This window comes from Ruminiclostridium cellobioparum DSM 1351 = ATCC 15832, assembly GCF_000621505.1.
GTDB classification, from domain to species: Bacteria; Bacillota; Clostridia; order Acetivibrionales; family DSM-1351; genus Ruminiclostridium; species Ruminiclostridium cellobioparum.
Genome location: NZ_KK211290.1, coordinates 140,364 through 165,535, shown reverse-complemented (window position 1 = coordinate 165,535; position 25,172 = coordinate 140,364). Strand labels below are relative to the sequence as shown.

25 protein-coding genes and 1 riboswitch are annotated in these 25,172 nt (G+C 40.9%); of the genes, 15 read left to right on the top strand and 10 right to left on the bottom strand.

Annotation, left to right across the window (positions count from 1 at the left end):
- Window positions 1-70: 70 nt before the first annotated feature.
- On the bottom strand, window positions 71-2,095 hold the full coding sequence (locus T344_RS0121400) for a thioredoxin domain-containing protein (RefSeq protein ID WP_027630392.1): 2,025 nt from the start codon (window positions 2,093-2,095) through the stop codon (window positions 71-73).
- Between the two features lie 331 nt (window positions 2,096-2,426).
- Here T344_RS0121400 and T344_RS0121395 point away from each other — a divergent pair, with 331 nt between their 5' ends.
- Window positions 2,427-3,290, top strand: coding sequence for an AraC family transcriptional regulator (locus tag T344_RS0121395; RefSeq protein ID WP_027630391.1), 864 nt, complete (start codon window positions 2,427-2,429; stop codon window positions 3,288-3,290).
- 153 nt (window positions 3,291-3,443) lie between these two features.
- Here T344_RS0121395 and T344_RS32010 read toward each other — a convergent pair whose 3' ends face one another.
- Complete coding sequence (locus T344_RS32010; RefSeq protein WP_479692236.1) at window positions 3,444-3,515, bottom strand: DUF255 domain-containing protein; 72 nt, start codon at window positions 3,513-3,515, stop codon at window positions 3,444-3,446.
- Entirely contained in the window at window positions 3,515-3,889 is a 375-nt protein-coding gene (gene crcB / locus T344_RS0121390; protein ID WP_027630390.1) for a fluoride efflux transporter CrcB, read from the bottom strand. The genes T344_RS32010 and crcB overlap by 1 nt, the downstream gene beginning before the upstream one ends.
- A gap of 46 nt (window positions 3,890-3,935) precedes the next feature.
- Window positions 3,936-3,995: riboswitch (Fluoride riboswitch) on the bottom strand.
- Window positions 3,996-4,322: 327 nt separating this feature from the next.
- On the opposite strand from crcB, the gene T344_RS0121385 reads away from it, so the two are divergent.
- From T344_RS0121385 to T344_RS0121370, 4 genes are all read left to right on the top strand, one after another.
- Window positions 4,323-5,975 carry a methyl-accepting chemotaxis protein gene (locus tag T344_RS0121385; RefSeq protein ID WP_027630389.1) on the top strand — a complete coding sequence of 551 codons (1,653 nt, stop codon included), beginning with the start codon at window positions 4,323-4,325 and terminating at the stop codon, window positions 5,973-5,975.
- A gap of 217 nt (window positions 5,976-6,192) precedes the next feature.
- Window positions 6,193-6,651 carry a helix-turn-helix domain-containing protein gene (locus T344_RS28990; protein WP_051572127.1) on the top strand — a complete coding sequence of 153 codons (459 nt, stop codon included), beginning with the start codon at window positions 6,193-6,195 and terminating at the stop codon, window positions 6,649-6,651.
- 48 nt (window positions 6,652-6,699) lie between these two features.
- Window positions 6,700-7,017 carry a PadR family transcriptional regulator gene (locus T344_RS0121375; RefSeq protein WP_027630388.1) on the top strand — a complete coding sequence of 106 codons (318 nt, stop codon included), beginning with the start codon at window positions 6,700-6,702 and terminating at the stop codon, window positions 7,015-7,017.
- A gap of 11 nt (window positions 7,018-7,028) precedes the next feature.
- Window positions 7,029-7,505 carry a DUF2812 domain-containing protein gene (locus T344_RS0121370; protein WP_027630387.1) on the top strand — a complete coding sequence of 159 codons (477 nt, stop codon included), beginning with the start codon at window positions 7,029-7,031 and terminating at the stop codon, window positions 7,503-7,505.
- Between the two features lie 52 nt (window positions 7,506-7,557).
- Here T344_RS0121370 and T344_RS0121365 read toward each other — a convergent pair whose 3' ends face one another.
- The 4 genes from T344_RS0121365 to T344_RS0121345 all read right to left on the bottom strand — a co-directional run bounded on the left by T344_RS0121365 (window position 7,558) and on the right by T344_RS0121345 (window position 10,260).
- Complete coding sequence (locus T344_RS0121365; protein ID WP_027630386.1) at window positions 7,558-7,920, bottom strand: helix-turn-helix domain-containing protein; 363 nt, start codon at window positions 7,918-7,920, stop codon at window positions 7,558-7,560.
- Between the two features lie 801 nt (window positions 7,921-8,721).
- Window positions 8,722-9,069 carry a hypothetical protein gene (locus T344_RS0121355; RefSeq protein WP_027630385.1) on the bottom strand — a complete coding sequence of 116 codons (348 nt, stop codon included), beginning with the start codon at window positions 9,067-9,069 and terminating at the stop codon, window positions 8,722-8,724.
- 101 nt (window positions 9,070-9,170) lie between these two features.
- Window positions 9,171-9,518 carry a helix-turn-helix domain-containing protein gene (locus T344_RS0121350; protein ID WP_027630384.1) on the bottom strand — a complete coding sequence of 116 codons (348 nt, stop codon included), beginning with the start codon at window positions 9,516-9,518 and terminating at the stop codon, window positions 9,171-9,173.
- 79 nt (window positions 9,519-9,597) lie between these two features.
- On the bottom strand, window positions 9,598-10,260 hold the full coding sequence (locus tag T344_RS0121345; RefSeq protein ID WP_027630383.1) for a GNAT family N-acetyltransferase: 663 nt from the start codon (window positions 10,258-10,260) through the stop codon (window positions 9,598-9,600).
- Between the two features lie 268 nt (window positions 10,261-10,528).
- Between T344_RS0121345 and T344_RS0121340 the strand changes: the two genes are divergently transcribed.
- Entirely contained in the window at window positions 10,529-11,353 is an 825-nt protein-coding gene (locus tag T344_RS0121340; protein ID WP_027630382.1) for a fibronectin type III domain-containing protein, read from the top strand.
- On the opposite strand, the gene T344_RS30030 is transcribed toward T344_RS0121340, so the two are convergent.
- On the bottom strand, window positions 11,333-11,869 hold the full coding sequence (locus tag T344_RS30030) for a GNAT family N-acetyltransferase (RefSeq protein ID WP_027630381.1): 537 nt from the start codon (window positions 11,867-11,869) through the stop codon (window positions 11,333-11,335). The two genes, T344_RS0121340 and T344_RS30030, sit on opposite strands and share 21 nt — an antisense overlap.
- A 250-nt stretch (window positions 11,870-12,119) precedes the next feature.
- On the bottom strand, window positions 12,120-13,349 hold the full coding sequence (locus T344_RS0121330) for a hypothetical protein (protein WP_027630380.1): 1,230 nt from the start codon (window positions 13,347-13,349) through the stop codon (window positions 12,120-12,122).
- Between the two features lie 418 nt (window positions 13,350-13,767).
- Between T344_RS0121330 and T344_RS0121325 the strand changes: the two genes are divergently transcribed.
- From T344_RS0121325 to panD, 5 genes are all read left to right on the top strand, one after another.
- Complete coding sequence (locus T344_RS0121325) at window positions 13,768-14,670, top strand: alpha-hydroxy acid oxidase (protein WP_027630379.1); 903 nt, start codon at window positions 13,768-13,770, stop codon at window positions 14,668-14,670.
- 417 nt (window positions 14,671-15,087) lie between these two features.
- Entirely contained in the window at window positions 15,088-15,957 is an 870-nt protein-coding gene (locus tag T344_RS0121315; protein ID WP_027630377.1) for a Rossmann-like and DUF2520 domain-containing protein, read from the top strand.
- Window positions 15,932-16,759 (top strand): 3-methyl-2-oxobutanoate hydroxymethyltransferase, encoded by an 828-nt coding sequence (panB, locus tag T344_RS0121310; RefSeq protein WP_027630376.1) that lies wholly within the window; start codon window positions 15,932-15,934, stop codon window positions 16,757-16,759. The genes T344_RS0121315 and panB overlap by 26 nt, the downstream gene beginning before the upstream one ends.
- A gap of 62 nt (window positions 16,760-16,821) precedes the next feature.
- On the top strand, window positions 16,822-17,685 hold the full coding sequence (gene panC, locus T344_RS0121305) for a pantoate--beta-alanine ligase (RefSeq protein ID WP_027630375.1): 864 nt from the start codon (window positions 16,822-16,824) through the stop codon (window positions 17,683-17,685).
- 133 nt (window positions 17,686-17,818) lie between these two features.
- Window positions 17,819-18,205, top strand: a complete 387-nt coding sequence (panD, locus tag T344_RS0121300; RefSeq protein WP_004624566.1) for an aspartate 1-decarboxylase — start codon at window positions 17,819-17,821, stop codon at window positions 18,203-18,205.
- A 69-nt stretch (window positions 18,206-18,274) separates the two neighbouring features.
- Here the strand turns inward: panD and abc-f are convergent, their stop codons facing one another.
- Window positions 18,275-19,762, bottom strand: coding sequence for a ribosomal protection-like ABC-F family protein (abc-f, locus tag T344_RS0121295; protein WP_027630374.1), 1,488 nt, complete (start codon window positions 19,760-19,762; stop codon window positions 18,275-18,277).
- Between the two features lie 418 nt (window positions 19,763-20,180).
- On the opposite strand from abc-f, the gene T344_RS0121290 reads away from it, so the two are divergent.
- The 4 genes from T344_RS0121290 (at window position 20,181) to T344_RS0121275 (ending at window position 25,075) form a co-directional block, all read left to right on the top strand.
- Window positions 20,181-21,065, top strand: coding sequence for a VOC family protein (locus tag T344_RS0121290; protein ID WP_027630373.1), 885 nt, complete (start codon window positions 20,181-20,183; stop codon window positions 21,063-21,065).
- Window positions 21,066-21,071: 6 nt separating this feature from the next.
- The gene (locus T344_RS0121285; RefSeq protein WP_027630372.1) at window positions 21,072-21,959 is read left to right on the top strand and encodes a hypothetical protein; all 888 of its coding nucleotides are present in this window, start codon (window positions 21,072-21,074) and stop codon (window positions 21,957-21,959) included.
- Window positions 21,960-22,182: 223 nt separating this feature from the next.
- Complete coding sequence (locus tag T344_RS0121280) at window positions 22,183-24,012, top strand: sensor histidine kinase (protein ID WP_027630371.1); 1,830 nt, start codon at window positions 22,183-22,185, stop codon at window positions 24,010-24,012.
- Window positions 24,005-25,075, top strand: coding sequence for a response regulator transcription factor (locus tag T344_RS0121275; RefSeq protein ID WP_027630370.1), 1,071 nt, complete (start codon window positions 24,005-24,007; stop codon window positions 25,073-25,075). Before T344_RS0121280 ends, T344_RS0121275 begins: the two co-directional genes overlap by 8 nt.
- Window positions 25,076-25,172: the final 97 nt, after the last annotated feature.

The window sequence follows — 25,172 nt, the reverse complement described above, 5'->3', positions numbered from 1 at the left end:
TTATTGCTCAATATTCAGAAACTATTTATCCAGGCAGCATTATAAATTTAAATTAAAATTTTCTTATGGATTATGGGGATGACATCAATTCCGACAGGGCCGCAATATCGGTAACCGGTGCGGAGCAGGCGAAGTTCCTGCACACATATGCGGCAGTTTTTCCATCCTGTTCTCCATATTCCGAAACGTACGGAATAAGGCTTACAAGCTCGGGGGTTATATTTGAAATGGAAACAGAAAACGGGTTGTAATGGCTGTCATAAGTCTTAACCATTTCACTGCTTTTATTACCCACTATTACAACCTCGGAAGCATTTCCGGATATGGAATACAAATAGGCGCAGAGCATGTAGCTGTGACCTGTAGGGGCGGCTTCAATATCATTGCTGAAGAAATCCAGAATCTCTTTTGCTCTGTCCTCCAGCTCATGCCTCCCTGTGAGTCTTGCCAGACGGAGGAGGTTCATAACTGCGGCTGAATTGCCCGAAGGTATGGCTCCGTCGTAGCTTTCCTTGGGGCGGGTGATAAGTTTCTCCGAGTCATGTCCATAAAGGAAAAGTCCTGCGCCGGCAGTGTCACTGAATAGCTCCAGCATATTGCCGTTTAATTTTAGGGCCTGTCCGAGGTATTGAGCATCATGGGTGGCTTCATATAATTCCAGCAGTCCCCATACCAGGAAAGCGTAATCCTCAAGGTAGGCATTAAATGCGGCTTCTCGGTCACGGTACCTGGCAAGGAGCCTGCCGTCATATCTTACAAGCTTCGCAAGGATGAAATCCGCACATTTCCGGGCGGCAGAAATATATTTCCCCTGGTTGAGGATTCTGCCGCAATAGGCCATTGCCGCCATCATCAGTCCATTCCAGGAGGTAAGTATTTTGTCATCCTTGTGAGGGTGTATGCGTTTCTCTCTATGGGCGAACAGCTTTTGGCGGCAGTCCTCAACAAAGGCTCTTTTATCCTCGGGTATCTGCTCTGTTTCTATCAGGTTTGGAATGTTCATTCCCTCAAAGTTACCCCGGGGGCTGATATCGTAAAGTTTACAGTATTCTTGAGCAGCCGGAGCACCCAAAACTTCTGTTACTTCCTCCGCCGACCACACATAAAATTTTCCCTCCACTCCTTCGGAATCGGCATCTTCTGCTGAATAGAAGCCACCTTCGGGAGAGGTCATATCCCTTAAAATGTAATCCAGTATTTGAACGGCGGTTTCGGAATACTGTGTTTTGCCTGTAGCACTGTATGTTTCGCCGTATGCCAGGGCAAGAAGTGCATTATCATACAGCATTTTTTCGAAATGGGGCACCAGCCACTTCTTGTCGGTTGAGTATCTGCTGAATCCGAAGCCGATATGATCGTATATTCCGCCGTTTTTCATCGACTCCAGTGTTTTTTCAACTATTTCCAGGGCGTATGGCTCCTTGTTGTTATACCAGTACCTTAGCAGGAACAGCAGATTGTGGGGTGTCGGAAACTTCGGCGACCTGCCGAACCCGCCGTACATGCTGTCAAAGCTGTACTTCAGGTGAGAGAAGGCGTCATGTATCACAGCTTCTGTGAGCTCGCCGCCAGCTGAATCCTTCTCCGTTTTTTGATAGGCAAGGATTTCACGGGCCGAGTCCAGCAGCGTTTCCCGTTTGTCCTGCCATGCCTGCTGAACTGCCCGGAGCAGACTAAGCAAACCCATCATACCGCTGCTGTCGCCTTTAGGGTAATATGTGCCGGCAAAAAACGGATGCCGGTCGGGAGTGAGGAACACTGTCAGGGGCCATCCGCCATGGCCGGTGAGTGACTGGCATACAGACATATATATGCTGTCTATGTCCGGACGTTCCTCACGGTCGACCTTGATGCAAATGAAGTGCTTATTGAGAAGATGTGCAACTTCCTCATCTTCGAAAGATTCATGCTCCATAACATGGCACCAGTGACAAGTGCTGTAGCCGATGGACAGGAATATTGGCTTGTCTTCTCCGGCTGCCCGTCCAAAGGCTTCCGGTCCCCAGGGGTACCAGTCGACGGGGTTGTGGGCGTGTTGGAGGAGGTAGGGGGATTTTTCGTTAATTAGTTTATTTGTGTATTTATTTTCAGTCATTATTTATGGTCCTTCCTTTTAAAATAACATGTTCGTTAGTTATAGTTATTCCCAATGTAAATCAATAGTATCAAAGATCTGATTTAAGCAATCGCTTGACTTATTTATTTCCACAATATAACATATTTGAAAGTGTTAAAAAATTTTAAAGAGGATAGTATGAAGAAAAAACTGATTTTTACAATTTGATTCCGTTATTTTATGGCCTCACATCATGGAAGAGTCAAAAGAGAAATTATATATTTATATAAAAATTCGATATTTTTTGTGTTGAAAAAGTCGAGCACCATAAAATTTACTTTGGTATTATGTATATGAAAGGAGGGGGATTATGTTAAACGAATTAAATCATGTGATTGACTATATTGAAGAGCATTTGACGGATGATCTATCTCTTGAAATAATTTCTGAATATGCTGGAGTTTCTGACTATCATTTCAGACAGATATTTTTTTATCTTTCAGGGTTGACGCTTAGTGAATATGTCAAAAATAGAAAATTGTCGGAAGCAAGTATGGATTTATTACATGGAGAAAAAGTAACGGATGTCGCTTTGAAATATGGTTATCAGTCAATGGACGGCTTTACTCGAGCATTTAAAAAGTGGAGTGGGTTTTTGCCCTCGGATGTAATAAAAAAAGGCATAAGTAAATCATTTCCCAAACTTTCATTCATAATAACCGTTAAGGGAGGAATTAATATGGAATTTAGAATTGAAGACAAACCAGCGTTTAATTTAGTCGGTGTAAGCAATCGTGTCCCTATACAATTTGAAGGTGTGAACAACGAGATTGTGAAGCTTGCACAAAGCATAACGGATGAGCAAAAAAAAGAAATGCATTCCCTTCAAAATATTAAGCCTTATGAGATTGTCAATGCTTCTTATGAGGCCGACGCTAATTTCTTAAAAGAAGAAGGAGATTTAACTCATCTGATAGGTGTTTTAACGACTGAAAGTCAAGTAAGTGATCTATTGGAAGTGGTGCCGGTCGAAGCCTATACCTGGGCTGTATTTCCAAACGAAGGGCCATTTCCTTCTACGTTACAAGATACAATGGCAAAAATATATTCAGAATGGCTTCCTTCTTCCGATTATGAAGTAATCAATGCTCCTTCTTTTTCTTTTACCAAAATGGATAAAAATAAAATAAATTTCGCCTATAGTGAGGTTTGGATTCCTGTTCGTAAGCGATAGCAGCAAAAGACCGCAAATCATTTTATTCGGCACAATTTTATGTTTACTGTTGCTCCTTAGGAATTATTAAGAATAGCATAAGATCACAGCGTAAGGGACACGGAGCAACTAGTTAAGCATTAGCAAGGTAAAAAGCCTTGCTTTTTTATTTGGTCATAATAACCGGGTTTGCCACCAATGACAGGTGCTGTAGCCGATGGACAGGAATATTGGCTTGTCCTGCATCATATCATTTGTACAATAAACTTACCTAATACCACCCCTCCAAGGCTCAAAAACAAATTTAAGCCTATGTTTAAAGTACCTAATAAATAACTGCCCTCGTTAAGAAGATTAATTGTTTCATAGCTGAAGGTAGAGAATGTTGTAAACCCTCCCATTATTCCTGTTGTAAGAAATAATCTTAAATTTGGAGATATTATGCCGGACTTTATACTAAAATCTATAATAAAGCCTATTAAAATCCCTCCAACCACATTGACTATTAAAGTTCCGTAAGGTAATTGGGTACCAAATAGTTTGGGGGAATGCAAGGATATAAGGTATCTTAAACAAGAACCTATAAATCCGCCAATACCAACATAAAGTAATTTTTGCATTTCAAGTATCACCCTTTCTGAAAAAATAAAAAGACCCCTACTTTTTATTAAAGTAGGAGTCATTAGCTCAATGCATTTAAAGGTGAACTCCATCACCTGAATTTATTATACCTTGTATTCAGCCCGTTTTCAACTCAAAATTTACGATAAATTTTATTTTGTAATCAATTCTTATCAGGTAATTCTATTTCTGAGTTATCTGCTCCAAACAAGACTCCTTATTCACCAATTATATTCAAATACAAGCAGTTCGGTTCTAAGCAAAGTAAATATTTATGGAAAGTGTATCATAAATTTTACGTGAAGGAGGTAAAGGTGAATTATTTGAACAAAAAAGATCGAAATTTGTAAAAAAACTGTTTACGATATCATTATTTGGTTAAATATTATCAATCAAATGTTTTTTATAAAACATGAAAAGGAGACATGCCAAATGACCATAAAAACAAAACTTAGTATAATATTTTCAACGTTTTCAATACTTATCATTGCAGTTGTAGGGATTAACTTCTTCACTTACAAATCAATGGACAGTGACGCCAACTTTGTAAACCAGGCCGGCAGATTGAGAGCAAATAGTTTTAGAATGGCATATTTATCTTCAAATATTGTTTTAAATAATAAATCGGGTACAGAGGATAACAAGCTGCTGCTCGAAAGAGTTCAGTATTTTGATAATCTATTAATGTCACTTCAAAAAGGAGATGCGGAAACGGGTCTGAAAGCACCGACGGCAGAAGAGATTATCGTGCAGTTACAGGATATCCAAAATAAATGGGATCTCATTTTCAAGCCCGCGTATACAAGTATTGCGGAAAATCATGAAAGTGAATTGTTAAAAACCGTTGATGCAGATGTAACCAATTATGTACAGCAAATAGATGTAATGGTTACCAGGTATTCTGAAATTGCCCAGGGTAAAGTCGTGATGGCGAAGATGTTAAGCGGTGTATTCTTGCTTATTTCTCTGATTTTGGCGGTGTTCTCGTTTATAGTTATCAGAAGGGGGATCGTCCGACCGATCAAAATGATTTCCGAGGATTTGAAAGACATTGCGTCAGGAAATGGAGATTTGACAAAAGTTATACAATCGAATAATAATGATGAAATCGGTATTCTGACCGACTATTTCAATAAATTTATTGCAAGCATTAAGGATATTGTAGTCCTTATCTCAAAATCCTCAGTCACATTGACACACTCAATTGATGCCATATCGGGAACCAGTGACGAGCTGGCAAAATCTACCGAGATGATTGCCGGTGCAGTATCGGATGTATCGGCAGGCAGTGTTGAGCAATCGGAAATGGTGAAGACCATGACAGGTCTTGTCAACGGCATGAGCAGCGATATCCAGCAGGTAATAAGCAATGCGGTGAGACTGCTGGAGGAATCCGGTATGTCCAGCAGGGCAGCCGGAGAGGGGAATGACGCTATCCAAAGGCATGTGAAAGAGCTTGAGGCAGTGGTAGGCAGCACAAAAAAGGTATCGGATACTGTAAATCACCTGGAAAAATACTCTTTTGACATACGGGATATACTTGAGATTATTAATAATATTTCACAGCAAACCAATCTGCTTGCTCTGAATGCATCCATTGAAGCAGCAAGAGCGGGGGAGGCAGGGCGAGGCTTCTCGGTGGTAGCTGAGGAGATCCGGAAGCTTGCAGAGGAGACGGCAAAGTCCACTGTAAGAATTGTTGATATTGTTAAAAATATTACAGGGAAGACATCAGAGGTAAAGAAACACATGGATGAAATGGTGGAAACCATAGATAGCCAGGCAAAGAGCATGAATGATGTAAAGGTCAAGCTGAATGAAATTTCAGAAAAGTCAAATGTTACATATGAGTGTGCAAAAGATATTCAAAGCATTAACAGCAAAATCCATACCAATTTCAATATAATCAACGAATCTGCCAACAGGATTTCACTGGTTGTCGAAAAAAATTCCGAGAATACCCAGGATGTTGCTGCAGCAGTACAGGAACAGACAGCTTCCTTCCAGGAAGTGGCGGCTAACATGAATATGCTGATTGAACTTTCAAAACAGCTTAATGAGGTGGTGGCAAGCTTCAGAGTTTAGACTTGAATTGGCAGAGTATGTGCGATGTAGGATAATTGATTTTTATTGGAAAAGGCCTGAACATATATGTTTGGGCTTATTTATTTGCAGAAAAAATATGACCATTAAGATATGAGACTTAATTTGAAATATCTGGTATGAATAATCTCATCTTTGTAGTTATAATACCGATAAATGGTATAATAACCTAGAACACGTTTCAAAAGGGGTATGTAAAATGGTGAAGGCTCCAGTGAATCCGGATGTTATGAGGTGGGCAAGGGAATCTGCCAACCTAACTGTAGATGAAGTAACGATAAAACTTAAGAAGAGCTCTGAAGTGATTGAAGCATGGGAAAAGGGATTAGACTCGCCATCATATGCTCAGCTTGAGAAGCTGGCTTATGATGTCTATAAAAGGCCGATGGCTGTGTTCTTCTTTCCTCATCCACCAAAGGAAGATGATACTAAGAAATCATTTAGAACAATTCCGGAAGCAGAGTTCAATAGATTACCATCTGCTTTAATCAGACAGATAAGGAAGGCAAGGGTTAAACAGGAGAATCTATATGAGCTATGTAATGGAGTAAACACTTCAAGTGAACATCTGCCGATTGATATGAAAGATAAAGTTGGTCACGGTCTTAAAGAATTAGCGACTTCTATAAGAGAATACCTGGATATATCCCCTAAGTAAACAAAAGGGTTGGGACACCCTGACTGTATATAAAGGGGTGGTGAATAGGTGAAAAGAGATAAGAATTTGCCTCTTACAGAAACAGTATATTATATTCTTTTAGCGTTGCTTCAACCCGCGCATGGGTATCTAATAATGCAGAAAGTTGAAGAATTAAGCAATGGAGAGGTAAGGATGGCTGCAGGAACTTTATATGGAGCAATTGAAAACCTGTTAAAATTAAGGTTCATTCAACCTGTGCAGAGTGTTGACAGCCGACGCAAGATTTATGTTATTTCAGATGAAGGAAAAAAAGTATTACATCATGATTTTGAAAGAATGAACCATATGATAGAAATTACCAAAAACGTTTTGGGACAGGAGTGAGGAGGGTTGTAATGAAGAAATTCAGATTTTATTTAGACTTTGAAAAGGAAGAAAAATGGTTGAATCAGATGTTAAAACAGGGATGGGAACATGTATCAGGCAGTAAATATTCGGGAACACAATACTTTAAAAGAGTCAATGAGAATGGTGATACTGATATTTTTTCAGATACCCCTTCAAAAGCGGCTCGATATAAAAGATTATCAAACATGTGGCTAACCACCGCAATATCTTATTTCCCGATTTTTATTGCATTGATATTGACCAAAGCTATTAATATTACTGCATTTCTGAATCCCAGAGAATTGTATTATACGCCGGGACTATGGGAAAGGACTGGGGTATATTTTTGGAAAGCATTCTTATTTGAAACACCTTTTGCGGTGATGAGAGGGGGTTTCTGGCTCTTTCTTCCCGTACTCATGGTATTGTATCTTGCTTTTGCAATTAAAGCGGAAAAGCATTATAGAAAGACAAATCTTGAATGAAAATTATAATAATAATTTGGGATTAATCCGGATAAAACAGGCCTGACACCTTTTAAGAAAAGGCATCAGGCTTTTTCATCAAGTGGAATAGTGAATTTACAATGGTTAATACCTCTTTTTGCTCCTGTATATCCAGTGTTGCAACCTTATTTATTATAAGAGAAAAAGTGGTAGTATCCTTATCGGTATTTAGTGGTAATATCCCTCTGAACAATTCTTCAAAACTAACTTCCAGAGCAACAGCTATTTTTTCAATTACAACCAAAGAAGCATTTCTTTTCCCTCTCTCCAATTTTCCTAAGTGGGAATTATCTATTCCGGCTTTAAATGCAAGTTCTTCAATGCTCAATCCTTTTTCCGTTCTTAAAAGTCTTATTCTGTCACCTATAATTTTTCCAATGTTGCTGCCCTCCAATATGTCACCTCCTACTACCCACTAGAAGAATATATTATGTCCATTATCATACGTGCAAATGCCTATAGTCCATAAATAATATAATATGGACTATAAACCTTGACTTTTGATGTACATTTTTTTATACTGTTTATGTGTATTTTCACGAAGGAAGAGGTGGAAATGTTGATATTCACGGGCATGAGTTTTGAAGGACAGCTTGGGATAGTGGTAATATTAAGCAGTTTTTTGATGATTTATGGAATTGTATATCTTTTGAAACAATATAAAAAAGGAAAAAATTAAGAAGAACTTTTCCGGAAGCAGAATTCAATAAGTTACTCACTTCTCTAACAGACAGCTCAGGAAGTCAAAAGTAAAACAGGAAAATCTTTATGAACTGTGTAATAGCGTAAATCCTTTAAGAAAACAATTAACGAAGCCTGGTACAGTGGATCATAATTTCAATGAGTTAATGCTATAAGAGAATGTCTGGATATTTCCTTGGGTGAAAAAAAGAGTTGGAACACAGTTATAAAACCTGGAGAAAGGCCTTAGAAGACTGGGGTTTTATAGCAAGGAGACATTCAGAAATGATTTAATAGTAAAAGTAAGAATCTCATTTTGTTCGCAACAATTCTAATGTTTTTTTATAAAGCGGGTCAAATTCACAACCACAACTTCTACACTCTTTGTCTGTTTGCTCAATTATAGAGAGTAATTCGTCATTGTCTTTTTTCGTCAAGCCATGCTTTTGATGGCTTATCAATCGAACTCCAACCCGACTCCGCAAATTTTGTGATAATTTTTTGAATATTGTTTTTAGTATATCGAGTTTCCGCAGTTAATATCAAAAGGCATAATCAGCAGCTTTTGAATATCCTTGAGGTGATTTTTGAAAAACCATTCTGTCGCTTTGCCGTAATTCTCCTTATTGTCGAATTCCCAATAAGAAAAATACTTAACACATTTAACAATTTTGGTTAACTCCCGAGGGGGTTCTTCACTCCGGACACCGTCAATGGTAAAAAAACGCTTGACATATTTGATATCAATACAACCCATTTGCTGTTTTTGTTCGTCAGCTATCGTTGTTATCAATGTTTCAAATTCGATCAGTTTATCAGGGTTCACTTGGAATAGCTTAACCTCAGAAAAACTATTTTTCATCTCACGCACCTCGCTGTTATATGAATAATTTCTAATTCGCACTTTAAAACTATTCTGCAACAATGATCTTCATCCAGAATTCTTTATACTTTGTGGTATGATCAGGTCTTATGTTTCATCAGTTTAAATAAGTCATCAATCAGAGGCAATAACAGCTTTTGGTCATGTACACTCAATGTGGAAAGTTTATTTATGAGAATGGAAAGAGCAGTATTATCGGTATTTTCTGTAGATGGCTGTATATATTTAAATAAATGCTCAAAAGAGATTTCCAAAGCATTCACAATTTTTTCCAAGCTGTCAACTGTGGCACTTTTTTCGCCTCTCTCCAACCTTCCCAAATGGGTTGCATTAATACCTGCCCTATCTCCTAATTCTTCCAGAGTTAATCCCTTTTCATTTCTCAGAATCCTTATTCTGTCACCTACAATTTTTGCAATGTCACTCACTTTTTCACCTCGTCTCTAATTAGAAAGTTAATTGTTAATGGTAAAAAACTCAATGACTCAAAAGTCGTAACATAAAATATTATGGATATAAAATAAGCGTCCCGTAGCCTTTGTTTCTCTCACTGTTGCTAAAAGTATCCAGATCAATAAAATACCTGTTTCCATGAGCAAATCCATTGTTCATGCATTGAGAAATGAGTTCTCCGTTTTTCCTTATTGCCATACCAAAGACCTTCCTGCCAAACTTTTCGTATGGGTAATACTTATGGTACACTTCAGGAACTATAGGCAGAATGCATTCGCAAATTTCCATATCACTTGTGAGTTTCTGTTCAAAATCCAATTTTTCAAATCGTTCTCTATTCAAGATAAATGTATTTTCATGATGGTTATTCACCTTGAAGTCCTTTAATGCTTCATTCAATACACTATCCCGAATGGCATTATTATCACAATAGACTTCAAAGTCACTTTCACCGACTTCTTCAAGTATAGGAAAAATCATAGTATTTAAAACTTCCATAATAAAACTAATATGTTTTGGCAGGAATTCCCTACACGATAGGTATGACCATCTTGATAAGGCCCAGACAAGTGCAGTTCGGGGATTTTCCTTATTATCCACAAATACTTTGCCGGGAAAGCTTGAATTTATGACTGCCAATGCAGGTATTTGAAACATAGTTTTATTAAAAAAACCTTCCGCTATTGCAAATTCTTCTCTCGTTAACTCAACAGCCATATATTCTCCGTAATATTTTTATAAAATTTTAATAGTCAGCTATATTTTACCATATGCCTGAAAGATGTAACATATATTAAATTCATCATATTCGGCAGCATCAGTACAAGCCCGGATGATCTCTGTCTACTTTTTCCAGAGCAGCAGCAGTTATCATTTTTACAAATTATAATTTAATAACAAATTTACTGCCGGTTAAAATGCAATTTACAATAAAGTTATATGATAAGGTTGTTATAGTAATTCTTGGCTTTAGGAGGGTTACCGTATGAAGAAACTTATTTTACTGACTGGAATCCTCATAATTTTTGGTATATTTTCATATGAGGTTTTTTCTGAAGAAACCAGACAAATGATATACACACAACCGTATTTATTAAGTCTGCATCCCAAAAGTGAAATGAATATCTGTTGGCTGACAGGGGAGACTGCCAGGGAGTCTTATGTTGAATACGGACAGGCTGAAAGCCTGGGGAAAAAAGTACCGGCCAGAGAATTCAAGATTAACGGATTGAGAAAATCGGCAACTTTGGCAGGATATAATGAGGAACCGGGGAAAAATCCATCCCTTGATGTATTTCAGGAAATAGCTGTATTAAATGACCTTACACCGGGTACAAAATACTTTTATAGAGTTGTGACAAAGTCGGGAGAGAAAATTTTAAAAGGGCGGACCTACTATTTCAAAACGGCTCCACTGCATGGAAATCAGGTGGAATATGCTATTTTATCCGACTTCAGGAAGAAAAGTGAGATGCTTGAAACGGGGAAACAAACCGGACGGCAGAAAATTGATTTTATAGTCAACAATACAGATATGCCGGATATGCCATGGAAAGCCGGGGAATGGTTTCAGGTAAAGGACTGTTTTATAAACCGGGAGGAAGCAGGCAAGGAGTGGTTTACTGTAATGCAGCAGCCGGGAGAGTCTGCAAAATTGCTGCAATACGTGCCTATTTACTCAGATTCGGTAAATCAAGAGCCTGAGGATCAGAGATTTGTTAAAGATAAAGGTATGGATACGGATAAAAGTAAATTGGATGCCAGCATATACATGCAATTGTTCAGACCTTTATATTACAGCTGTACTTAACGGTTGCAATCTGTTTCGTTCAATTATATAGAACATATCCTGTTCGCCTCTGAAATCACGCAGCCCCAGACTGGCCATTCCCAGCTTTTCCATAACCCTCATTGAAGCTTTGTTTTCAGGATTGACCATACCGTATATTGCTTCTATATTTGTTGATACAAATGCTGATTCAATAATAGCTTTACCGATTTCTGTGGCATAGCCCTTTCCCCAAAACGGTACGCCAAACTGCCACTCTATTTCAGGTTGTTTAGGCAGGTAAGGGTTTAATCCTGCCAATCCGATTATGGAATTGGTTGCCTTGATCACACAGGCTGCATGGAAGGACTCAAGCGTTTTGAAATCCTTTTCCAGGATATAGCCTATGTAACCCTTTGTTCCTTCCAAAGTCCATGGAGAATCTCCCGTGAAAGTATGCACCCGGCTGTCCGACATGATTTTATACAGTTCCTCCGCATCATCAGTTTTCCATTGTCTGAGGTAAAATCTTTCAGTTTCCAGATAAATATGATTCATATGTGCACATCCACTCCTTATAAACGTTTAACACAGGGTTCTGTGTGAACAAAGCTGCTTCACAACGCCTTATACCACTGGTTTGTATTCATTGATTAACACATAATTTCCTTAACATAAATAAAGGCATGAAGACAGGTTGCTCCGGTCCTCATGCCTTTAACCTATCTGTGTATAAATGAATTTTACAAACTTAAACCTATATGAACATATATATGTTCATATAAGGTATATTTACATCAGATGGATTTTAATCGGCTGCCTTCAGCCGTTCAGTCACCAGCTTCACCAATTTGTCGGCCGTATCCCGGTTTAAGGGCATGACCCTGCCGTAATAAATATAATATATCAGGTATGAGTGCAGAACTTCATATCCGCCCCTGTCATACTCCCCGGCAGAAGGAAGATATCCGTTGCAGCCGTTTGTATATCCTCCGAAGCAGACAAGCTCGTTATGGCAGGTCCTGGCCGCATCCACTGCCAGTTCACACATGATTTCACTTGGAACTCCGCATAGACACCCGTTATTCAGAATAAAATACTGAAGCTCCATCTCTGCACTCTGGCGCATTATGTTCTCTCCATGCAGGCGGGCAACTTCCTCAAGCCATTGGGTGCCGTCTATGCAATGCAGCTCCATGGCTTCTGCCGAGATTGCTTCGGCCCGCTCAGGGGTTGGAACATCGGCATAAAAGGGTTCTGACTGCGAAAACATGGTCAGCTTACGGATTTCATCAGGCTGAAGCTTATGGGCGCATGGAGTGACAGCCTCCATTATGGCAGATGCCATTTTGTCCAGCGCTTCAACAGAACCTTCGAATTTTGGCTTGACATTACCGCTGGCGCCTTGGGTTATCATAACCCCACAGCCGTACCGCTCTTCAAGCAGCTTTCTGGTTACCCCCACAAAATCCGAGGATATCATGTAGTTATCCTCACGGAGGACATTGCCATGAGCTGTTAACCTTAAGATGAGCAGCCGTAAATGTCCTGTATCGGCATCTGCAATTTTGAGGATATTTATACGTCTGTCCAAAACACCCGCAGCGTTTCTCCTGTTTATTCCGATATCAGCTTCAGTCACGCCCCAGGCGGCTTTAACAGGCGCGAGTGTTTTTTCAGCTTCGTTTACGGCAGAAAGTACCTGTTCGCATAAAAATTGAAAGTACTCCTGCTCAAGACTGATATTAGGCGCGCTGTGGGTATGGCTGAAACAGAGCATAACCTTTTCACGTGTTACATTAAGCCTGTTTGCTATCCTGTCACGTAATATATTTGCATCTTCGCACATAAAGCCTATGTGATCAATTGCAGCAAGGCAGCACACCTCTTTGCCGGAATGCCATATGGTAACCTGTGCCGACAGCCTGTGCAGCACTCCTCTGGATAAATTGTCCTGACGGCCAAAGCCTACGGTCTGAACATTATATGAGGGTGTTATATCTACCGCTGCAAATCCTAGTAAAACTCTATTATTCATAACTCTGCTCCTTAATATGGTTTATTTTTATTAAAAAATAAGAAAGCAAAGTCCGAACCGGGCGGTAAAATATATACCGCTCCATGCAATTACCGCCCTTATCGGACAATGCATGGAGCAAATACAATGCAAAGCGGTTGTGTCATATTGCCAAACTCCTCAGTATTGTAAAATTACCTGCTTATTCCATTATGGGACAACAGTGGCATGGTGTCAAGTTTAAGACGCATGGTTTTGCAGGCTGCGGCCCGGACTGTTTTTGAATATAATGGACAAAGGGCCTGTAATGGAGTACACTACAAACAGCAGCCTGTAACATCTAAATTCATACATTGCCGGTGGTTAAGTTTTTTCCCGGACAATATACGCTTTAGATAGTACAGACTGCTGGAATAATCCATATCGGGAGGGGAATTTAATGGAACAAAATACCGGGCAAAAATACAGGGCCGGAGATTCAAATCAAATAACCCGTGAATACTTTGATTCACTTTTGGTTGAAGTGAGGCATATTGATTCTGTTATACCGTCTACCAAACTTGAGCTTTACGGAGAAACCTTTTCAACCCCGGTTATGACAGCCGCATTATCCCACCTTAACGGAACCCGCCCCAACGGCATGGCCGAAATGGCCAGAGGAGCCTTTAAGGCCGGAGCGGTTATGTGGACAGGTATGGGTGAAGAGGCTGAGCTTGAAGCCATAACGGCTACGGGAGCAAAAACAATTAAAATAATCAAACCTCATGCTGATAACGACGTAATTTTTAAGAAAATAGAACATGCCGAAAAGTGCAGAGTTTTTGCACTTGGTATGGATATAGACCACTCCTTCAACAACAGCGGTCAGTACGATAATGTCCTGGGACTTCCCATGACGGGAAAAACATTTGACGAAATCAAAAGTTTTGTCAAGGCAACCAAATTGCCTTTTATTATAAAAGGAGTACTTAGCGAGCAGGATGCATATAAATGTGCCGAAGCGGGCGTAAGGGGAATAGTTGTCTCCCATCACCATGGAATAATGGACTTTGCGGTGCCGCCGCTTATGATTTTGCCAAAAATCGTAAAAGTAATAAACAAAAGTATACCGGTTTTTGCGGACTGCGGCGTTTCAAGCGGTATGGACGTATTCAAGGCCCTGGCGCTGGGAGCCGATGCCGTATCGGTGGGTCGTGCCCTGATGCCTCTGCTGGCAGAAAGCGGAGCGGAGGGTGTGGAGCAAAAAATAAACGGTATGACCAGAGAGCTTGCCGGAGTGATGGCTCGTACATGTTTTAAAGATCTCGCGAGTATAGATTCGTCGGTTATCTGGAAGAGGTAGACTTTCGGGATGCAAAAGGAGAATTCCCTTTCCGAAGCAGAGGGGGCGCTCAGGAGCTTTAGCTCCGTCGAAGGGGGAGTGGTCCCCCCTGGCGAAAAGAAAATTAGCTCTCCATATGGAAAGAAGTTAAAATTGTGCGGAGCGAATTTTCTTACTGAGTCTTTACAAGGACAACAAAAAGGTGTTATATTTTACGTTGAATGGGTAGTATTCTCAAAGTCAATGACAAAGAAAAGTGGCAAAATAGCCGGCGTGAGGCGTGTTATACATTGTCAACAGAGGGTATTATATTTGAATGCAATTGACTGTTGAAACTACATCAGACTTATTTATATTTTATTTTTGAAGGCCAGCTCATATCCTCATGGAATGGGACTTAAAAGAGTATCGCCCCTCTTTTTTCGGGAGGTGATATTTATGAAAATAGGATTTATTGGAGCAGGAAAAGTAGGATTCAGCCTTGGTAAATATTTCGGTGAACACAATCTGGAGGTTTCGGGATATTACAGCAAAAATCCTCAATCTGCAATACAGGCGGCGGAATTTACAGGCACAATGAGCTTTAACGACATTGATGGCATTGTAGAGGCAAGTGATACTCTTTTTCTTACTGTTCCCGACGGAACAATAAAAAAAATATGGGATTGCATTGGGAAGCTGTCTATCAAAAATAAAATAATTTGTCACTGTAGTGGTTCATTATCTTCATCAGTTTTTTCAAATATTGATAATCATAATGCATATGGTTATTCTATCCATCCGCTTTTTGGAATAAGCGACAGGTTTAATTCTCACAAGGAACTGAATAAGGCCTTTTTTACCCTGGAGGGCTCGGAAGGGCGCCTGCAGGAAATGCAGATGCTTTTGAAGCAGCTGGGAAATCCAGTACAGGTTATTTCGCCTGAAAATAAGCCAAGGTACCACAGTGCTGCGGTTTTTGCCAGCAATTTTGTAGTCGCATTGGCTCAGACAGGCATTGATCTGCTCAAGGGCTGCGGTTTTGACGGGGAAAGTGCCAGTCGTGCACTGTTGCCTTTAATGACGGGCAATATTCAGAATATTGTCAGGCAGGGGACGGTACAGGCTTTGACAGGACCTGTAGAGCGCGGTGACGTGGAAACTGTGGCAAGAAATTTATCCTCTCTGGATGAAACCGACAGGCAGCTGTATATACTTCTGTCACAAAAACTGCTTGCTGTTGCGAAACAAAAAAGACCATATTTCAGCTACGACGAAATGGAAAGGATGATGGAGAAGGCCTATGAAGAATACGGTACTTTCATTTAGAGAAGCAAAACAGAAGAATAAAAAACTGACCATGCTGACGGCATATGATTATTCCACAGCCAGGCTCATGGATGAAGCGGGAATAAATGCCTTACTGGTGGGAGATTCACTGGGAATGGTAGTCCTGGGATATAAGGATACGCTGCAGGTTACAATGGACGATATACTTCACCATACCAAAGCTGTGGCAAGAGGTGCACAAAATGCCCTGGTTGTCAGTGATATGCCATTTATGTCTTATCAGACCTCGGTGTATGACGCCGTATGCAATGCGGGCCGCCTTGTCAAGGAAGGGCATGCCAATGCGGTAAAGCTTGAAGGAGGCAGTGTGGTATGCCCTCAGATCCGGGCCATAGTGGAAGCGTCAATTCCCGTTATGGCGCATATAGGTTTGACACCGCAGTCAATAAATGCATTGGGCGGTTTTAAAGTTCAGGGTAAGGGTGTGGAGGATGCCCGCAGGCTCATCGAAGAGGCCAAAGCTGTAGAAGAAGCAGGGGCTTTTGCCGTAGTGCTGGAATGTATTCCGGCAAGGCTTGCAGAAATTATTTCCAAAAGTATTTCCATTCCTGCCATAGGGATCGGGGCGGGGAACGGTTGTGACGGACAGGTTTTGGTTTATCAGGACATGCTGGGTATGTTCAGCGACTTTACACCCAGGTTTGTAAGGCACTTTTCCGATATCGGCACGCAAATGAAAAAAGCCTTTGAACTATATATTTCCGAGGTTGAAAAGGGAGCTTTCCCGGCACAGGAACATTGCTTTGATATAGCAGATTCGATCATTGAAAAATTGTATTGAGGAACAGCTGGTAAAACAGCTCTGGCAGAGTGAATGCAGCTGTCCCGGAAGGGAAAGGTTCGATGGAAATTGTAAAAACAATAGACGAAATACGTAAAATCATAAAGTTATGGAAGCGGGAGGGACATAGCATAGGTTTTGTGCCCACCATGGGTTACCTGCATGAAGGGCACCAAAGCCTGATCCGGAGGGCCGCCGGCCAAAACAGCCGTGTGGTTGTCAGTATTTTCGTAAATCCCATGCAGTTTGGCCCCGCGGAGGATTTCAACAGCTATCCCCGTGATCTGGAACATGACAGGGCCCTTTGCGAAGCAGCGGGTGCCCACCTGATATTTCATCCCGACGCCTCAGAAATGTACCAGCCCGACTTCTGTACATTTGTGGATATGAATTCCCTGACCCAGGGACTTTGCGGAAGGAGCCGGCCGGGGCACTTCAGGGGTGTATGCACCGTTGTGAACAAATTATTCAACATTGTGGGTGCCGACAGGGCTTATTTCGGGCAGAAGGATGCACAGCAGCTTGCGGTTATCAGGCGTATGGTCCGTGACCTCAATCTGGATATTGAAATAATAGGCTGTCCCATTATCCGCGAAGACGACGGTCTGGCAAAAAGCTCCCGCAACACCTATTTAAGCCCTCAGGAGCGGAGTGCCGCATTAATACTCAGCAAATCACTGGCCAAAGGCCGGGGGCTGCTTGAGCAGGGGGAGCGAAGTGCGGAAAAAATCATTTCTGTTATAACCGAAAATATTAATACGGAACATATGGCGAGAATCGATTATATAGAGGTGGTGGACGCACTTTCGATGGAAAGGGCTAATTCCATAGACAGACCTGTATTGGTTGCCCTGGCGGTATTTATAGGGAAAACCCGCCTGATAGACAATTTTGTGTTCCAGCCCGGGCTGCATGAAAACATATAGTATTCAAATAGTATTCAAAAACGGTATTTTAACGGTATTTAATAATGTTTATTTATGTTAATAAGTTTAACAATATATAGAAGTATATAACAATATCTAACAATATTTTGGATTTTGACACAGGGGGGTTGGTATGAATATTACCATGCTTAAAGGCAAGATACATCGTGCAACCGTTGTGCAGGCTGAACTTTCATATGTCGGCAGCATTACGGTTGATGAGGAACTGCTGGAAGCAGCCGGGATTTACGAGTACGAAAAGGTCCAGGTTGTTGATATAAATAACGGAAACCGCTTTGAAACATACTGTATTGCGGGAGAACGCGGTTCGGGAATGATCTGCCTGAACGGTGCGGCAGCGAGATGTGTTCAGGTTGGCGATCTGATAATATTGATGGCCTATTGCACAATGGAGCCGGAGGAGGCGAAGAATCACAAGCCTGCAGTTGTTTTTGTAGACCATAAAAATAAAATACGGAAGATTACCGCTTATGAAAAGCACGGACAGCTGGACATGTGAAAAAAGCCCGTATAAAAGTACAGCCTGAAGCCGCACAGATTTCAGGCATGTACTTTTATAGAGCCGTATTTACAGCTCAACTATTTTTGCAGCAATATTCCTGCGGAATTCAATATCATGCTCTACAAACAGGATTGTAGGGGTGTATTCTAGCAGCAGTTCCTCGATTTGCATACGGGAAAGCACATCTATAAAATTCAAAGGTTCATCCCATATATGCAAATGGACCTTTTCACAAAGACTTCGGGCTATCAGAACTTTTTTCTTCTGTCCTCCGCTGAAATCAGACATGTCCTTTTCAAACTGGACCCTCGAGAAGTCAAGCTTTCTCAGAATAGCCTTAAATAAACTTTCGTCAATGTCATTTTCCCTTGCATAGCCGGTCAGATTTCCCTTAAGGTGGGAGGTATCCTGGGAAACATAGGATATTTTCAGTTGGCTTGCACGCCTGAAAGTGCCTGTGTATGAAATATCTTCCCCGCATATGAGCTTGATCAGGCTGGATTTCCCCGAGCCGTTCCTGCCGCTCAGGGCTATTCTGTCGCCTTTTTCTATATTGAAGCTCACTCCCCGGCAGGCCGTTTTTTCTCCATAGAAGATGGATACGTCATCAAGTTCTGCAAGCCGGTCGGAATGATAGTCCAGCTGCGAAATCTTCAACTTCTCGGTGTTTTCAATATTTTTCAGGAGCCTGGACTTTTCTTCAATGGCCGACTGCTGTCTTTCCTGTATTGATTTTGAACGGCTCATCATTTTCTTTGCTTTTGCTGCCTCATATGGCCTGCGTCCGGCGCTTTTTTCGGTCTTTGTGGGGTCAAAGCCTATTTTTCTGGCCTCAGCCCTGTCAGACCAGTCGGAAGTGCGTTTTGCCGCAGAAGCCAGCCTTTGGATATCTTTTTTCAGCTTTTCGTTTTCGGCAAGCTCAAAGTTATCCTGTAATTCCTTGTTTGCCCACCAGGAAGAAAAATTGCCTCTCTGTATTTCTATATTTGTTTTGTTGATTGACAGGATGTGATCCACGCAGTTGTCCAGAAACGCTCTGTCGTGTGAAACCAGTATGAATCCATGTTTGGATTTCAGGTAGTCGCTGACGATTTGTCTTGCATTCATATCCAGATGGTTTGTGGGCTCGTCAATTAGCAGAAAACTGTTTTCCTTGAGGAACAGGGCCGCCAGCAGGACTTTTGTCTGCTCTCCGTTTGAGAGAGTGCTGAACGGGCGGTACAAAACATCATCGGAAACCTCCAGCAGGGAGAGTTCGCGCATAACCTCCCAATGAACATAATCCGGACATATCTCCTCAATCACATCAATTGTATTTATTTCCCTGTTTTTAACCTCGAAAGGGAAGTACTCAAAATTTACCTTTGCGGAAATCTTACCGCTGTATTCATATTTGCCGAGCAGCAGATTGAGGAAGGTGGTTTTCCCCCTGCCGTTCCTGCCGGTGAAACCCAATTTCCAATCCGTGTCTATTTGAAAGCTCACATTTTCAAATATGTTATCATAGCTGCCGTCATAGGCAAAAGTCAGGTTTGTAACATTTATTAAAGACATAAAAATCCTCCTCCTGCACCTATATACAAGTATGCCTCACTCTTAAAATGAAATATAAAAGCTGCAAGAAAGTAAATTCTTGCAGCTCAAAATATAACACAGCCAGACCCTGTTTCGGCAGGATGGAGATATACCGTTGAGTGATAAGAATTCAGTAACTTTCCTGCATAACACCATAAAAACAAGCGCACTTCACCCTGCGTTGTCTTATCGGCATCAAAATACAAGAAAAATTACTTCATCTTTTCAACTCCAATCATTTGTTTGTAAAAATAATATAACATATCGGAATTTTAAATTCAACATACAAAACATAGAACTTTTTTCATGTATGTTTAAGCCCGAAGTCCGATTGGTATAATGATAATATTAAAATAAAAAAGCCTGGAAACTTTCCGGCAGGATAAAGGAGATGCCTATGCAGAAAATAGTTCCTCATTTATGGTACGACAAAGAGGCTAAGGAAGCGGCCTTGTTTTATATCAGTTTGTTTGAGCAGTCCCGGCTTTTAAATGTGACAATAATCGGGGACACACCTTCCGGAGATTCGGAAATCGTGGATTTCGAGTTGGCCGGGCAGCGGTTTTCTGCCATAAGTGCAGGACCTTATTTTAGATTTAATCCGTCAATTTCACTTATGGTGGCATGTGAATCGATAGAAGAAGTAAATATCAAGTGGAAGGCATTGTCCGAGGGCGGTTCAGAATTGATGCCGCTTGGAGAATACCCTTTCAGCAGGTGGTACGGCTGGGTACAGGATAAATATGGTTTATCCTGGCAGTTAATGTTTACGGAAAATACACAAAACGTTCAAAAGATAACACCAAATATGCTTTTTTCCAATGAAGTCTGCGGAAAAGCCGAGGAAGCTGTAAAATATTATACGGGTATATTTGAGGACTCTGAGACAGGAACGGTCAGCAGATATGGCGAAGGTGAGGCAGAGAACTCAAAGGCCGAAGTCAATTATGCCGGCTTCAAATTGGACGGGTTCAGCTTATCGGCAATGGATAATGCATATGATACCGACTTCGGCTTTAATGAGGCATTCTCACTTATGGTTTATTGCAAAGATCAAAAAGAGATTGATTATTTCTGGGATAGGCTGTCTGCTGTTCCCGAAGCCGAACAGTGCGGCTGGCTAAAGGACAGGTTTGGGGTTTCATGGCAGATTGTGCCTGAATACATGGACAATATCTTATTTAATGGGTCGGAGGCTGAAATACGGAGAGTAACGGAGGCATTCCTCAAAATGAAGAAATTTGACCTGGAAGCTTTGGAAAAGGCCAGGAAGGGAGATTGAAGGAGTGTGCCGAACTTATTCTGGTATATTTGTCTTGCTGTTACAGGTGTGGGAATTACCGCAATAAGTATGTATTTGAAAAGAAATACTTACAGGGTTTCCACACTTATTGTTTTTTATCTTTTTGCGGCTGGCACTGCTTGGATAGGCGAGTTTATAGTACTTGGCCTGTTTGATTCATATGCCTATAAAACAGGATTTTTTGACAACCCCTGGGCACAAAATTTACTGGGGCATCTTCTTCTGAACACCACGGTTTACCCTGCTGTTGCTGTTGTAATGGCGGCTTTTTCACTCCGCTTCGGCTGGATATCCACAGTTACGGCTTTTTATCTGGTAATAGAATATTTGTTTGTTAAACAGGGGTTATATGAACACCATTGGTGGAGATATCACATGACTGCAATTACAACGATTGTATTTCTGGCAATCGCCAAACTGTGGTTTGATAAATTGATTTTAAAACAATACGGGGCAATAAGGACAATAACCTTTTACTTTGTTGCAATGCTTATAGTACACACTCCTGCTCCGGTCCTTCTGCTTATGGGAAAATTACATTACAGTCTTGGTTTTGTTGACAATTATTTCAAGGACTTATATTTATCCAGTACCATAATCATATTTTTTTATCATATGTTTGAATGTTTTTTATTAGTGATTTTCACATGTATTCTAAAAAAGTGGTATTGGAAAATCGTTCCCTTCGTAATTTCCATAGCAGTTCAAAGTTTATTTGTAAAAGTGAATATTCTGGTTTTCAATGAAGGTTGGGGACTATTCGGTACACTTGTTATTTATGAATTATTTATTGCAGCTTTTATCATGATGGAAAAATTTACTCTGGTTCCTTCTGGCCGTTATGTCCGAAAATTGCATAATACCATCCGGTAATAACATCAGTTTGCGGTGATTGATTTTCAGAATAATGCATAAATTGACACAGACATATATCTCATGTTAACATGAATTTGTGACTAGGTTATTGGAATCCCTGCCGTGTAAAGATTAACTTAAATGAATAACGAGGCATACGGATGTTACTCACCTCAACGGGTGAAAGGCTGCCAAAGGTAGCCTTTGCATAACTTTGGCCTTAAAGGCGGTGAGCATATCCATGTGCGTTATAGTACCGGAAGGAGTGTTTCATATACTTAATTTGAAGCATTGTTTCTCATTCTCAACTTCTACGTTGAGGTTTAAAATAATTTTCGGTTTTGTGCTTATAACCGTACCTCTATTGCTTATCCTCATATGTAACAACTGGTATGCCATGAAGGTGGTATGCGATCAGGTCGCAGCCTCAAATAAAAGTATCGTGCAGTTACACAGCAACCAGGTTGACAACATACTGAAGGATATGGAAAAATATCTTCACAGCATGGCTTTTCAGGATCCAAACATCATATATATAGGATCTAATCCAACCACCACTATAGAGGACTATGTAGCCAATGTAAATCTATCAAATAAATTTCAGAAGGATGTTTTTGAATATAGTTATGCCAATGCCATATTTTTGTATAAGCCCAATTCCAGGGAACTTATTATGGCTCCTCAGCAGCAGGGCGATTATGATGAAATCGCCGCAAAACTGGGTGATATACTCAAGGACCCCGATATTTGCAAGCAGCTTGTGAACAGCTGGCAGCAGTTTGATCTGAAGGGACAGAAATTCCTGCTTAAATTGACAGATACAGGCTATGAAACATATATCGGAGTATGGGTGAACCTGGATGATTTGCTTAAGCCCATACGGTTTCTTGAATTCAGTGACAACTCCCAGGTAATGTTTGCATCTTCAAAAGGTGAAGTACTTACAAAGAATACGACTGTGCATCCGTCAAAAACCTTTGGCAGGGAACTGCTTCAGAAAGCTTTGACCGATAGTTCCAAACCTTATACAATACTAAAAAGTGAAAATGACGGCGCTGATTCAATGATTGTAGACATCCACTCGGATGTGTCGGAGCTTTATTTGGTTGTCGTACTTCCCGTAAATGCTCTTGTAGAAAAGCTGACAGCCTTTCAAAGAGTAGTTTATGTGACCCCGTTTGCGGCAGCGGTTTTTTTGGCCATATTTTTGTTTTATCTGCAAAAAGAGATTGCTTCTCCTGTAAAGAAACTGCTCAGAGGAATGGGTAAAATCCAGGCGGGGGATCTCACTGCGCGTATTGAACCGTCTAAATTATCAGAGTTCAACTCCATAAACAATGCCTTCAACAATATGGCCCATGAGGTCCAGTACCTCAAAAACGGTATTTATGAAGAACAGTTAAGGGTACAAAAGGCCGAGATGAAGGAACTGCAGGCGCAGATTTATCCGCATTTCTTCGCCAATTGTCTTAACCTTGTGTATTCACTGGCGCAGGTCAGGGAAACCGAGCTGGTCAAGCAGCTTACCCTGCACATGGTCCGTTACTTGAGATTTATGATGCGCACAAACCGTACACTTGTTACATTATCAGAGGAGCTGGAACATATCAGTAATTATCTGAGCATTCAGAAAATACGGTTTCCAAAGGCCTTTGACTATAATATAGAAATTGAGGAGGAACTGGGGACTGTACCCGTTCCGGCGTTTATACTGCAGCCTTTTGTGGAAAACTCAATGGAGCATGGTTTCTGCTACAGGGAAGATCTGCCGTTTTATATAAAGGTTGAAGCAAGACTGAATACCGGTGGCGACGAGAAATATATTTCCATCAGAATTGAAGATAACGGAAAGGGTTTTCCGCCCGAAATAATATCGGAGTTTCAAACAGAAGATTACTTTAACAAGGGATTTGACAAGCATTTAGGTATCTGGAATGTTCAACGCCGCTGTCAATTGTATTACCACTCGGAGGTAAAAATATCCTTTTTTAACAATACCGGGGGCGGAGCGGTTGTTGAGATGGCATTACCGGTATCGGAAACGGCGTTGGGGAGGGATCAGTGTGTTTAGTGTTTTAGTTGTTGATGACGAGATTTATGCAGTAAAGGGTATCGTTGACGGTATTGATTGGGAGAAGCTGGGTGTTGCAGAGGTATTTGAGGCCTATCATGCAAGAGAGGCCAAGGCAATACTTGAAAGCAAACCGGTTGATTTAATTATATGTGATATAAATATGCCTGAGGAGAACGGACTCCAGCTTTTGGAGTGGGCCAAAGAACAGTTTCCGGAGCTGGAAGCGGTGTTTCTGACCTGCCATACCGATTTCAATTATGTCCGTAAAGCCCTTCAGCTGGGAAGCTGTGATTATTTATTAAAGCCGGTCATTTATGATGAAATGGAGGAGGTCCTCCGCAAAAATTTTGACAGGCTGATAAAGGAACGGACCAACCAGGAGAGTATGGAAAGCTTCAAGCGGTTCTATAATATTGAGGAGCAATGGAAAAGTCTGCTTGGAAATGCCGGCACCGAAGAAGCAGGTGACCTGATAAATCAGACTATGGACTGGATTTCCTGCAGAAAGGACAACAAAGGGACTCTCATAAAAGTCTATCAAAGTATTTTGCAGACAGCAGTTTTTGTACAGAAGAAAAAAGGTATGTCTCTGGATAATTTAAGCAGCCTTGAACTGAGCATGGACGGACATGAAATTACCTGCAGTGATGAGCAGTTTAAGCAATGGATGGAAAATATCATAAAGGTTGTCTGTACAAACGCCGGAAACAACGAGAACCGGTACCAGAAAAACAGCATAGTCCATGAACTGCAGAGGTATATACAGCAGAATCTCAACAGGAAGCTGACCCGTGAGGAATTGTCGGAATACGTTCATTTGAACGAGTCATACCTTTCCAGGCTGTTCCATAAGGAAACAGGCATGTCCCTGTCGGATTATATTTTACAGGAGCGTATGAAATTGGCCAAGGTACTTATATCCGAATCGGATATGCCCATATATGGCATAGCAAATCAGCTTTGCTACGATAATTTTTCCTATTTTGCAAAGATGTTCAAGAAGGTTTATAACCTCACACCCCAGGAATACAGGAAAAAATACTTCAGTCAGCCCGTATGACTGCAGGGCCTGGATTAATTTAAAACTGGCATTATAATTAAATTAACTAGCACAACGCGTTAATTTAATTTACTTACTGTGAAGGGGCTGGTGCACA